The sequence below is a fragment of the Marinicella meishanensis genome (genome assembly GCF_019931145.1).
GTDB classification, from domain to species: Bacteria; Pseudomonadota; Gammaproteobacteria; order Xanthomonadales; family Marinicellaceae; genus Marinicella; species Marinicella meishanensis.
The window spans coordinates 35,829-47,704 of record NZ_JAIOUV010000010.1 but is presented as its reverse complement, the minus strand read 5'-3'; the positions used below and the strand labels follow the sequence as shown (position 1 = coordinate 47,704).

Annotated in this window: 13 protein-coding genes; 5 read left to right on the top strand and 8 right to left on the bottom strand. The window is 53.0% G+C overall.

The annotated features are described in order from the left end of the window. Positions 1 to 50 precede the first annotated feature (50 nt). The 3 genes from K7G70_RS15795 to K7G70_RS15785 all read right to left on the bottom strand — a co-directional run bounded on the left by K7G70_RS15795 (position 51) and on the right by K7G70_RS15785 (position 1,509). Positions 51 to 248, bottom strand: coding sequence for a hypothetical protein (locus K7G70_RS15795; protein ID WP_223789623.1), 198 nt, complete (start codon positions 246 to 248; stop codon positions 51 to 53). Positions 249 to 762: 514 nt separating this feature from the next. Continuing rightward, positions 763 to 993 carry a hypothetical protein gene (locus K7G70_RS15790; protein WP_223789622.1) on the bottom strand — a complete coding sequence of 77 codons (231 nt, stop codon included), beginning with the start codon at positions 991 to 993 and terminating at the stop codon, positions 763 to 765. A 99-nt stretch (positions 994 to 1,092) separates the two neighbouring features. Next, positions 1,093 to 1,509, bottom strand: coding sequence for a hypothetical protein (locus K7G70_RS15785; RefSeq protein WP_223789621.1), 417 nt, complete (start codon positions 1,507 to 1,509; stop codon positions 1,093 to 1,095). Between the two features lie 268 nt (positions 1,510 to 1,777). Here K7G70_RS15785 and K7G70_RS15780 point away from each other — a divergent pair, with 268 nt between their 5' ends. Beyond that, positions 1,778 to 2,407 carry a hypothetical protein gene (locus K7G70_RS15780; protein ID WP_223789620.1) on the top strand — a complete coding sequence of 210 codons (630 nt, stop codon included), beginning with the start codon at positions 1,778 to 1,780 and terminating at the stop codon, positions 2,405 to 2,407. A gap of 36 nt (positions 2,408 to 2,443) precedes the next feature. On the opposite strand, the gene K7G70_RS15775 is transcribed toward K7G70_RS15780, so the two are convergent. Then, positions 2,444 to 3,277: an SDR family oxidoreductase gene (locus K7G70_RS15775; RefSeq protein ID WP_223789619.1), complete on the bottom strand. Its 834-nt coding sequence runs from the start codon at positions 3,275 to 3,277 to the stop codon at positions 2,444 to 2,446. Between the two features lie 199 nt (positions 3,278 to 3,476). On the opposite strand from K7G70_RS15775, the gene K7G70_RS15770 reads away from it, so the two are divergent. Further along, positions 3,477 to 3,701, top strand: coding sequence for a hypothetical protein (locus K7G70_RS15770; RefSeq protein ID WP_223789618.1), 225 nt, complete (start codon positions 3,477 to 3,479; stop codon positions 3,699 to 3,701). A gap of 34 nt (positions 3,702 to 3,735) precedes the next feature. On the opposite strand, the gene K7G70_RS15765 is transcribed toward K7G70_RS15770, so the two are convergent. The 3 genes from K7G70_RS15765 to K7G70_RS15755 form a co-directional block, all read right to left on the bottom strand. After that, complete coding sequence (locus K7G70_RS15765; RefSeq protein ID WP_223789617.1) at positions 3,736 to 4,347, bottom strand: DUF6445 family protein; 612 nt, start codon at positions 4,345 to 4,347, stop codon at positions 3,736 to 3,738. A 120-nt stretch (positions 4,348 to 4,467) separates the two neighbouring features. Next, a complete protein-coding gene (locus K7G70_RS15760; RefSeq protein ID WP_223789616.1) occupies positions 4,468 to 5,865 on the bottom strand; it encodes a hypothetical protein in 1,398 nt (465 codons plus the stop codon). A 65-nt stretch (positions 5,866 to 5,930) separates the two neighbouring features. Then, a complete protein-coding gene (locus tag K7G70_RS15755) occupies positions 5,931 to 7,007 on the bottom strand; it encodes a hypothetical protein (protein ID WP_223789615.1) in 1,077 nt (358 codons plus the stop codon). Positions 7,008 to 7,293: 286 nt separating this feature from the next. On the opposite strand from K7G70_RS15755, the gene K7G70_RS15750 reads away from it, so the two are divergent. Beyond that, the gene (locus tag K7G70_RS15750; RefSeq protein ID WP_223789614.1) at positions 7,294 to 8,208 is read left to right on the top strand and encodes a hypothetical protein; all 915 of its coding nucleotides are present in this window, start codon (positions 7,294 to 7,296) and stop codon (positions 8,206 to 8,208) included. Between the two features lie 101 nt (positions 8,209 to 8,309). Here K7G70_RS15750 and K7G70_RS15745 read toward each other — a convergent pair whose 3' ends face one another. Beyond that, complete coding sequence (locus K7G70_RS15745) at positions 8,310 to 8,570, bottom strand: hypothetical protein (protein WP_223789613.1); 261 nt, start codon at positions 8,568 to 8,570, stop codon at positions 8,310 to 8,312. Positions 8,571 to 9,086: 516 nt separating this feature from the next. Between K7G70_RS15745 and K7G70_RS15740 the strand changes: the two genes are divergently transcribed. Both K7G70_RS15740 and K7G70_RS15735 read left to right on the top strand, forming a co-directional pair. Next, entirely contained in the window at positions 9,087 to 11,261 is a 2,175-nt protein-coding gene (locus tag K7G70_RS15740; protein ID WP_223789612.1) for a response regulator, read from the top strand. A 124-nt stretch (positions 11,262 to 11,385) separates the two neighbouring features. After that, the gene (locus tag K7G70_RS15735) at positions 11,386 to 11,874 is read left to right on the top strand and encodes a GNAT family N-acetyltransferase (RefSeq protein ID WP_223789611.1); all 489 of its coding nucleotides are present in this window, start codon (positions 11,386 to 11,388) and stop codon (positions 11,872 to 11,874) included. Positions 11,875 to 11,876: the final 2 nt, after the last annotated feature.

Here is an 11,876-nt window from a genome sequence, read left to right as displayed (position 1 = left end):
TGAAGCTACTCACACATTTAAACTAGTAGAGTTGGGATCATTGAGCAAAATCACTCATCATTTCTGTTAGATTTTTTGTTTGAGAAACTTTTTCCAGCGTATATTATCCCAAAGCAAATTAGGCAGATAATAATGACCGGTGCCAAGACAACACTAAGCACAACAAAAATGGGATTTGCTTCAGCCGCAAGTAATGTTGTAGGAGACATCACACCCAAGAGAACAAATATTATGCCAATGCTTTTCATACTTGATGATTTTTAGCTTTTGATCCCCTTCATTGTATTGATAAAAACCGGATGTTGCATTTACCATGTGATAGGTACTAGCCAATCATACTTTGTTGCAATAATGGCCTATTTATTTAATGACTGCCCCCCCACGGGGGTTGTTAAAAGTGTTTCAATGCTTACTTGGGCTAACGAAGCGGCAGCTATTTAATTACATTCCCACAATAAGGAAAACGATATTTTCTGAGTCAGTATAGAAAATATTGGGGGTATATAAGGGGGTATAATTTCATGAAGTTCAGATAAAATGTTTCTAATCAATGCTTTATGTCTCTATGTGATTCCGCCTCCGGCACCATTTGTATATCCATATTGCAGTTTCATCAATCGTTTTGTGCATTGATCTGGCAGGGCTGAATCTGTGTTGCGGTTTGCTCGCTGAAGTTTGCCGTTTCTCTGGAGTGTCAGTCTCTGATCAAGGGGGGCGGTTTATTTGAATATGGCATTCCAGACAAAGATTGAACCATTTCGCTTAAAATTCTTTAAAGTTTTTACTTTCTGACAGAATTTTAATCAGCCGAATCAGGATGAAAACCAGATAGATGATCAGCACAATACTGAACAAGTAGAACAGGCCCAGACCAGCAAAACCCTCACCACCGTAGAGTTCCAACAGGATAAAAAATGCGATTACCATACCAGCAATGATAAGCATGGTTTTCAGCAGTAATTTCAGCAACTTATTTTTTGTGATTTGATTCATTTGGCTTGTTCTGTGATTTGATTGTGATTCCGGTATAAAGATTCTTTTCCTGTTCCATGAACGATTCAGAATGGGGCTGAAGTCGTTCTGATGCATCATTCAGTGTCTGTCATTTCCTGGGACTGTGAAATTGTTCCAACGAGTCTGTCTTGAAATACCACAAGCCAGGGCGTAAACCAGCCAGGCGTAGATCAACCAGGCGATGACCATGTGCAGGCTTGAATCGAACCAGGAGGTGGTCAGAAACCAGCCATAGGTGACTGACAACAGCAGGCTGGCGCTGAGCAAGTAGCGGTTGCCGGTGGATGGTTTGAATTGCAACAGGCTGGGCAGCAGGCTCAAGAGGCTGAGCAGACCGAAAGTGGCCGCGATCAACAGTTCAATTTGCCAGGTTCCCAGACAGCCGAATTTGGGGTCACAATGCCCCACCACCCCGGTCATGGCGCTGTGATAGACCAGTCTGGGGAGCATGAAGGCGGTCCAGCACAGCAGGGAAATTTTCAGCACAGGTTTCATGGTTTTGCTCTGATAACGATTGACGGCGACCATTGTATGATTCGAGCCAGGCAAACGCACTTTCTTCAATTTTGGTAGCGAATGCCGGTACTTGGGTGGCGCCATGTGTGCGGTCAGTGGCGCTGGCTCGGCGTCAAGCCAGTTGCCTGTTTCACTTTACGTTGTGGCCGTTGATTTATAATGGGGTGTTCATGACCAATGATGCAACAACAGCCTTGAGCAACAGCCCCATGCCATCCTTGTCCAGCCAACTCAATGGAGTGGCTTGATGGGATGGTGGCGCCAATTATGGGGTGGTGGCCGGCGATCAATCGGCCATCAACCCTTGTCGGCAGCAGCGCAGGCTGCTGCCGTGGCGGCGCTTGATGCGCGGTTATTGGTCTTGCATCAGGACCCTTATTTGTGCTTGGCGGATCCGGAGTTGCGGTTGTTGTCGGTGTTTGATGACCTCACATATGACCGCTCTGATTTGGACATGTTGACCGTCCCCATGCGGCGCCGGGCGATCACGGCCTTGCGCGGGTTGGGCTTGCAGCAAGTCAGTGGTTCGGTGGTGGTGGATCCAACAACCCAAGTGCGGTTTGTGTTTCCCAAGTTTCAGGCCTTGGGTGCCTCGCCATTCGATGTGGCCCGATACCTCAAACGACAAGCGCACGATTACCTGGTGCTGACGCCGACCCAAACCGCTTGTCAAATCATCGACCACCACCCCTTTGACGAGGCCCTGGAACGGGTCAAAGCATTGCTGCGGCAGCAGCCAATCAACATTTACCGCTTATTGGATTATCTGGAACACAAACCCGCCCACAACGAATTCCTCAAGGCCATTGGGCACCTGGATCGGGTCCAAGGGGAGGCGATTGCACAGGCGCCATTGGCTCAACGCAAGCCTTTGTGAGCCCAGGCTGGGCCATGGTTCAACGACCGCTCTGGCTCAATCGTTGGGTTGTTTTTGTTGTTCCACTGAACGGGCATACTGACCCAGGAATGAACCCATTTCGCCACAACCGGCTTGTGACCAGCCGCCGTCCACGGGCAACACCGTACCACTGATGTAATCGCTGAATTCAGAGCCCAAGAACAAACAGGCGTGACCGACGTCTGCGGTGCGGCCCAGGCGACCCAATGGCACGGATTGGACCACCCGTTGTTTGATCGCTTCACTCGGCGCCAAACGGGCCATGCCTTCGGTGCCATCAATCGGTCCTGGCACCACCGAGTTGACCCGCACGCCTTCGCGGCCCCATTCCAGCGCCAAGGTGCGGGTGATCATGTCGACCCCGGCTTTGGCCGAGCAGACGTGGGCTTGGGCTTCCATCGGTAAATAGGCCTGTGGGGCCGAGATGTTGATGACGCTGGCGCCGGGTTTATTCAGGTGCGGAAAACAGGCCTTCATCACGTGCATGGTGCCCAACAGGTCGATTTCTATGACGCTGCGAAAGGCATTGGCGGACATGCCATTGACCGTGGCAGGGAAGTTGCCAGCAGCGCCTGAAACCAACACATCAAATGGTCCAAAAGCCTCAGCCACCGAGGCCAAACCAGCGCTCACTGCTGCCAAATCACGCACATCGGCACAAAAGCCCATGGCCTTGGCCCCCAGTGCCTTGAGTGCGGCCACCGTGTCATTGACTTTGTCTGCAGAACGGCTGGCGACTGCCACCCGGGCCCCTTGTTCAGCGAAATTCTCGGCGATGCCGCGATTGATGCCACTGGTGCCACCGATCACGACCACGGTTTTGTGGCGGTAGTCAAAAGGATTCTTCATGTTTTGATTTAGGCTGTTGAAATGCTTCTGATTCTCGCACACTTTGGCATAAAATGGCGTCGCAGCCGCCTTTTTATGGATCACCTGGGCCATCTGGTCGGTGCATTCACGGCGACTCAGGCACAATGTACACCATGGCCGGTCAGCGCCAAGCTGATGCCATGTTCGCTGCTAACCACAACACCAGGGCCAAACCACCATGTCAGAAAAACTCAACTCAATCGAAAAACAAAAAATCATCGACACTTTGCTGGAACAGGTGATGCAAGACAACCCCGGTTTGTATTATGCGCCGACCACCGATGTGGCCCGCAAAATTCATGAGCAGTTGCAGTTGTCGATGAACCGATTGTCGATTGAAGATCAATTGTTGATGAAAAAAGTCAGCATCCGCGAGATCGAAATCATCCTCAGTTTGAATTGATCGAACGCGCCAGTCGAACGCGCCTCATGCACATTCAGCCGTGGGCTGATCGGAAAAACATCAGGTAGACCAAACGGCCATTTTCCAAGCTGTCGCCGAAGCTTTCACCGGCGGTGTGCCACAACCACGGGCGCAGCAGGATCAAGCGGTTGAATCGCATCGGCACGCGCATGGTCATTTCCCATTTGCTGGCATCGTTGGTGTCGTTGTCCAAGATGTTGGCGGTCCACTGTTGGGCGGAAGCCACCCCAAATTTTTCCTGGCATTCCTGATCGCTGTACGGCGCGCGTTCGGTGTTGGTCGGGATGTGGCGGAAAAATTCGGTGCCACCCCGGCAAAATTCAGGTTCAGTCAAATACAGGATGCCGGACCAATGTGACGCATCCACATGCACTTTGGCATTGCCCACATCGCTGCCCAGGGAGATGCGGCAATTGCCATGGGCCTGGTTGTGGCTCATGGGCAACAGGGGCTCACCGACCAAACGTGACACCTCATGGTGCAAACCTTCGATGTTGATTTGTTGCGCAGAATTGCGTCCGGGGAAATTGCTTTGACTCGCTGGATACTCCATTTGCAAGGCGGCATGGCGCAGGGGATAGGGGTCGTCCAAAAAATCATCAACCACAATCAAAGACGTTGGCATGGGTTGTTATCTCCTGTGTTGTTCGGGATGGATTCAGTGGCTCACATTTTAGCATTGATGGCCGGCCTTGGCATGTGGTTGTGCAGGCTGTTTACAGCCATGCAGACCCCAATGGTGGACTCATTCAAAGTCATCGGCATAGATCAGATCGGTGCCCAAGGTGCCATCGGGGTTGAGGTTTTGTGCTTTGACATCGGTGTTTTCGGTCCAGGCGTACAGGCCAAATCCGGCGCTGCTAGCGGCCCCGGCCAGGCGCGCATCACCGGCGGTGTTGCTGTTGAGGGTCACCACCGCAGGAGACCAAGTGAAGTTGCCATCGGCATCAATTTGGGTCCCTGCGATCACACCGTTGTTGAAACCGGCGCTGCTGATCCAACTGACCATGGCCCGGTCATTGATCAGAGCGGCTTGAATGAAAGAGCGGCTGTTGTCATCCAAGGCCACCAGTTCCAGTCCGTCATCGGTCCATTGTCTGAGTCCGTTGACGTCCAGTTTTTGCGCATAAATACCTGATTGGGCTTGGCTCAAACTGAGTTCCACCCAGAAGGTAAAAATGGACTCGGTGCTGGGCTGAAAAATGGTCACCGGTGACACCCGCAATTGGTTGACATTGGTGGCGGCGGACACACCGTTGTGGGCGAAAAGTTCAACCCCAGCGCTGTTGACCCGCTGCACCCGCACATCCAAACTGGGCCCGGTGGTGTACCAGGAAAACACCGCACCGCCAGCCCCATCGGCGATGAAGTCAGGGAAGTTGCCGAATTGCAGACTGCCGCCTGCTTCATCAAACACGCGCAGCGGGTCATTGCCCCACAAAGGAGCGCCGTCGGCTGCCGCGAATTTTTGCGCCCACAGGTATTTGGGGGACTGAAAATTGGCCGATTCCACCAACGATACGATGGCGGTGCCGGCATCACTGGCTTGTAAATCACTGCTGAACAGGGTGGTGCCGGCGGCGGACATGACCGTGCCGTTGCCCCATTGTGGCAGGCCAGCACTGTCCAGCTTTTGCACCACCACGGAGGCATCTTGGGTCCAGGCCACCACCACTTGTCCATCGCTGGTACCGGTGATCAAAGGGTTGGCCAGAAAACCACTGCCGACATTGGTTTGAATGCCGGTAGTGCCCCACAACAGGGTACCGTCGGTGGCCACCTTTTGCGCGGTGATGTGTTCGCTGCCACCGCGGTCATCTCGAAAAGCCAGAAGGGCCTGGCCCTGGCTGTCAATGGCCAAGCCATAATCTTGGGTTGAGCTGTAACTGCGGTCGGCCACCAGCACGCCATTGGCTGGCCACTGGGCGATGCCATCAACGTCCAAACGCTGCAAATAAACATCATATCCCCCATCGGCGTTGTCAAACCAACTGACATAGGCCCCGCCATCCGGGGTGGCCACCACTTTGGCTTGCACCTGTTCGTCCTGGCGGTCACTCAGCAGTAAATTGGTGGCGGGATCATCCGACCATTGGGCCCAGGCCAGGACCGGCAAGCAGCAGCCCAAAAGCAGTTTTTTCATGGCTTACACACACACTCATTGAACACGGCAATGAGTATAACACAGCGTCGGTTTCTGGCGGCCCATCAAGCACCAAAGTCAGTGGCGAAGATCGGCACTTCAGGTAAGGCTTCAAAGGCGCCAATTTCAATGCGCCGGTCTTGCACGCGTGGGCCCCGGTTGTGGTCTTGACTGCCCAATGGCCAATTCTGAATCAAGGGCAGTGCATGGTCTGTGGGCATCAGCCCCCGGTTGATCAGCGGTGATGAAAGCAGGGGGGTGAGGTTATTGGTGTCATCGGTGAACTGTGGGTTGGCAAAGGTGAGGTTGTTGAGGTTGAACACATCGTTGTCTTCGGCTTGACTCAATAAATTGTGGTAAACATGAATTTGGCCCATGCCGGTGTGACCGAAGCCGAACAAGTCGTTGGCATAAAACACGTTGTTGGCCACCAAGGCATGGGCCGCATCGAAACTGATCACCACCAGGCCGGTGACGGCATCCCTGATTTCATCGCCCAGCACATTGTGCATCACGTTGTTGTTGTAAAAATACAGCAGGTCTTGCTCATCCAGGGCCACCCGCACTGCGCCGCCACCGGAGTCGGTGGTGTTGTCGATGAACACACTGTTGGCCACTTCAACATAGCTGGCTTGGTCGATCCGCACCGCGCTGCCTTGGGTGCCGCGGTTGTGCATAAAACGGCTCTGGTTGATGACCAGGCCACCCGTGAAGACCGGCAGTTCAGGGATCAAAATGGCCCCGCCGGCTTCACCATTGGGTGCTTGGCCTTGACTGAAAGTCAGGTTGTTGATGGTGATCAATGGGTTGGAGTTGCTGACGATTTCCAGGATGCGGTCCGTGTTTTGGCCTTGTAATTGGGTTGACGTGGGGAAACCATTGTTGAGCAGGCAAGGCACATTGGTGGTGCCCACCCAACCACCCGAAAGGGTCAAATCGCCGTCATTGGTGGATTGGTAGACAAAGCCGCCAGCGGGGGTGTGGTAGCTGCCGGCTTTGATTCTGATCACATCGTTCTCAACAGAATTGCCGGCCAGGAACAAGGCCAATATCAACTCATTGGTGGTGGCCACGCAGTGCACCTCGTCGGCTTGCGCCCAAGGGCTCAGGTATAATGACAGCAACAAGATTATTTTTTTCATGATGAATTCCGGTGTTTGGGGTGTTCAATGCCACAGCCAGTGAAACCGCACAAAAAAGCCATGTTGCAGCGATGTGCGGGCCAAACTGAATGCTTACTGAGTCCTCCGGCTGGTAATGTGTGATCCAAGTCTCAACTTGAAAAGACCACTTGTCGGCTTGTCAACCGCAGGCCTGCAGCGGCGTTTTACCTGGCAAGACCGGGTCATTCCGGATGCACAAAAAGCATCCCCAAGAGGCGGTTGAAACCAGAATTTAAATGATTTGAGGAGAACAAAGATGAAAGCAATGAAACGAAACGTGCAGCTGATCATATTCAGCTTGGCTTGTTGGGCTGCCACCGCGAGCACAGCCACCGAAGTGGCGGTGGTCACCCCCAGTTCAGAGGTGGCTCATGATTTGGATTTGATGGCGGTCAGTGCCGTGTTCAAAGACACCGAGAACCTGGAAGCCTTTGAGCGGGCGATCAATGATCCGGCCAACGGCATCAACAACCTGGACCTGGATGACAATGGTTATGTGGACTACATCCGGGTGGTGTCAGAAGTGGTTGGCAGCACCCATGTGATCATTTTGCAAGCGGCCTTGGGGGCCGATGAATTTCAAGATGTCGCCACCATTGAAGTGACCCAAGCCAACGACCAATACCAAATGCAGATTCATGGTCATGAGGTGGTTTATGGACCAGACTACTATGTGGTGCCAGCCCAAGTGCATGTGCACACCTGGCCCATCATTGCCTGGATCTATCGACCGGCGTATCGCCCGTACCGTTCGGTTTACTACTGGGGATACCACCCCAAATGGTGGCAGCCTTGGCGTCCTGTGCACTTCAATGTGTATCGCTCTAAAGTGCTGACCTACACCGGTCGCAGCACTTTTGTGGTGAGCAAAACCCACCACTTCAAACCCGTGCAAAGGGTGGTATACAAACCACGCACTTCAAGCAAAGTCAGCCGCAGCTTCCACGTGAGTAAAACCAACCGGGCCAATGGTTCATCCACCACCCGAGTGGGGGTGAAAAAAACCACCACCCGCGCCGATGGCACCCATGTCACCAAGAAAAAAGGGGTGAGCAAAACCAACAACCGTGGCAAGGGCACCACCACGGTGAAGAAAGGTCAGGTCAAGACCAAAACCAACAACAAAGGGCAACAGACCAAGGTCAAAAAAACCCAAAAGACCACCCGCAAGAAGTATTAAAGGGTTGAACCAAAAACCAGCAAACCGGCCTCCAAGCAAAGGCCGGTTTGGGTTTGGCAGTCTCGCTGATCATCAATTGCTTTCAAAAGCAATGCTGAAGATCACATCACTGGGGTGGTATTCATCGGCACCGATGTCAAATTGACCGAAGCCATCGGCGATCTCCGGGTGGTCCACCGGAGCAGTTTGGCCATCGATGTCCGTTGCCCCGCCGCTGGGAGCGGCGGTTGGGTTGCCATGGCACAGCGATCGATGGCCAGCGAGGTGGCCTCGAGGTGAAAATCATGGTTGGCCGCATCGACGAATGACGGGTCATCCAATAACGTGTTGGCGTGGTTGTTCCAGCCGAAGGTGTTGTCCACCAGGTTTCAGTCTTTGTTGCCCGATCCGCCAATGAAATTGCCCAATTGATTGGTCAATGGCTCATGGAAGATGGAGTTGTTGATCACATGCACACTGTTGGCTGCCGACACCGTGGCCATCACCGCATCGTTCAGGGCCGAGGTGATTTGTTGAGGGTGAAATGGCTGTCAACAAAGCGCAACTCCTGTCGGTCTGCCCAGCTGCCGCCGCCTTGGCCGTTGCGGGCCAGCAACACTGGCAAACGCTGCACACAACGAGCAACTGATTCCGAGTCATTCAAGCCCATGCGAAAAATTGGTCACAAATGAGGCCTGCGTCTCATTTTTGTTGACAAAATTGGCTTATCATGGGGAGTCTGGATGACATCAGGACGGGTCATTCGGACGGCGTTGATTGTCTCAAAACATTCCTTTGTGCCCTCATAATTAAATGGCAATCAACGCTTGTTGTCGGTTAACAATCGTAGAATAATAACGACTCCTATCAGCTCAGGGGTGGTTGTGGGCAAGCAAATAATGAAGGGTGTATCACTCAGTAAAAAGACAGAACAGGAACGGTTGCGGCTGTTGTATGCGCCGATGTTGGCCAATCACATCATTGGTTCAACGGTGGTCACGGTCATCATCCTGATTTTGTTTGCCGCGCACATTTCTTGGTGGCGGTTGATGCCGTGGACTGTGCTGGCATTGGCCACAGCCGGTTACCATGGCTGGTTACACCTGGCATTCCAGCAAGTGCGCGATCGACAGGATTTCAGCACCCAAGAATGGGAACAGAAGTTTTTGCTGGGGGTCGGTCTGGTGGCCCTGGTCTGGGGTTCTGCCTGCGCTTTGCTGTATGTGGCTGAGTCCGTCAGCCATCAGAATTATTTGTTGTTGCTGGTCTCAGGGGTCAGCGTGGTGGCCATCAAACTGTTGTCTCCCAGTCTCAATGCGATGCTGATCTATGCCGCCATGGCCATCGGTCCGTTGTTGATCATGGTGGTGGTGACGGGGCAGTTATTGGGATTGCCCCTGTTGGCTTATTTGGCTTTTCAGGGTTACATTTCATACAGCCACGGCAAAAAATTTCAGCACGACTACTTCACCTCACAGTCCATGGCATTCGCTTCAAAACAACGAGAAATGGCTTGGCGCAAGCGCGATGATCGCCACCTTACCTGGTTCAAAAATTCGGCCGATGCCAGTTTGTTGGTCAGCCCGGAAAAAATTTACCAAGCCAACCCCGCAGCCGCGAAATTGTTGGGTTATGTTGATGTTAAGGCCTTGTTGAAAGTCAAGCCCAAACAGCTGGTGCTGCCGCCAAACCCTTCAGGCCGCCTCTCGCCAGATGCCTTCAAAGCAGCCAAAGCCAGCTTGGAACAGCAAGGCAGCTGCCAGGTGCTGGGTACTGGGGTGCGGCGAGATGGCAGTCACTTTCCAGTTGAATTGACCTTGACTGCGGTGCCATTGAAATCAGGTTTGGGGTGTTATTGTGTGGTGCGCGATGCCACCGGACAACAACAGCAGGTGGCCCAATTAACCGAGCAAATCAACTCCGCTGAGGCCGAAAATCAAGCGAAATCGGCTTATTACGAGCACATCTCCCAAGCGGTGTTCACGCCGTTGAACGGGGTCTTGAGTCATGCCAATGTGTTGTTGCAGAACAAAGGTTTGAACCCGGATCAACAAATGCGCACCCGGGTGATTAAACGCAGCGCCGATGCCTTGTTAAATGTGTTCAATGACATCTTGGATGTGACCAAACTGGATGCCGGCACCTTGCAATTGGTGGAACGGGACTTTGACCTCAAAGCCTTGTTGCAGTCGTTCATCGACACCGCTCAGGAGCGCTGCGAGGCCAAAGGCTTGGGCTTGAAACACCACATTGATCCCAACATGCACCCCTATTACAAAGGTGATGACCACCGCTTGTCACAGATTTTGGAACAGTTGTTTTCCAATGCCTTGAAACACACCGAACAAGGTGAGATCAAGCTGTTGGCCAAAATGGTTAAAAAAAACCGGGCCGGGGCCATGTTGCGGTTTGATGTGATTGATTCAGGCCCAGGGGTGAAAAAATCCCAACAGGCTCATTTGTTCAACCGCTTTGTGCAAGCCGATGGTTCAGCCAGCGGCTCAGTGGGCGGCACCGGTTTGGGCTTGAGTTTGGCCCAGGGTTTGGCCCAATTGATGGGTGGACAAGTCGGTTACAGCCAACACAAAGGCCATGGCGCCCATTTTTGGCTGACCGTGCGCTTGTACAAAGCCGCCGGAATAAAAAACATCACCCAGGCCATGCAAGCCAAACAAAAAGGCATCCAGACCCTGTCGGCCAAAGTGTTGGTGGTCGATGACAACCGCACCAGTTTGCTGGTGGCCAAAGGCACTTTGGAAGTGTTTGGTCTGGACATCGATTTGGTCAACAGCGGCCAGGAAGCCATTTACATGTTGCGCCAACACGATTACGACTTGGTGATCATGGATTGTTTGATGCCAAAAATGGATGGCTACCAAACCACCCGCAAGATCCGCTCTTTGTCAAGCCAAGTGAAAAATCCCAACATCCCCATCATCGCCATGACCTCCAATGACCAGGAAGGGGCCCGCGAGGCCTGCCTGGAAGCCGGCATGAATGACTACATGACCAAACCGATTGACATCCGCCTGATCCAACAAATGCTGCAATTCTGGTTGTTGAAAAAGCAGTGATGCTGGGTGAATCTGCCCTCAATGGTATTGCTTAAATCTGACCCAGCAAGCCAGCACCGTTCGGTGCTGGCTTTTTTGTGGCATTCAATTTAAAGTGTGGTCTTTGCTGATACGGACCAATGACATGCACATCCAGTTCAGACCCGCTGAGGCCCAAGATGCGGACCAAATCGAGAGCATCAGGGCCGCGGCTTTTGCCCCGGTGTTTGCCTCGTTCAAGCACATTTTGGGCGATGACATCTATCGCCTGGCCCAGGAGCAGGAGGACATGGCCCAAGCCGATGAATTGGCCGCCATGTGGCACAGTGATTCCCCATGGCGCTTGTTGGCGGTTGAGGCCAATCAGCAGTTGGTGGGCTTTACCGCCTATCAGTGGGATGCGGCCTGCCAAGTGGGTGAAATTGGTTTGAATGCAGTCGATCCAACCATGGCCGGACAAGGCATTGGTACGAAGATGTATCAAGAGGTGCTGCAGCTGATGCGCCAAGCCGGTGTGCAGGTGGCGACGGTGGCCACCGGCGGCGACCCCAGCCATGCGCCGGCCCGCAAAGCCTATGAAAATGCCGGCTTCGATGTCAGCATCCCCAGTGTTTGGTATTGTCAGAAATTGTGATC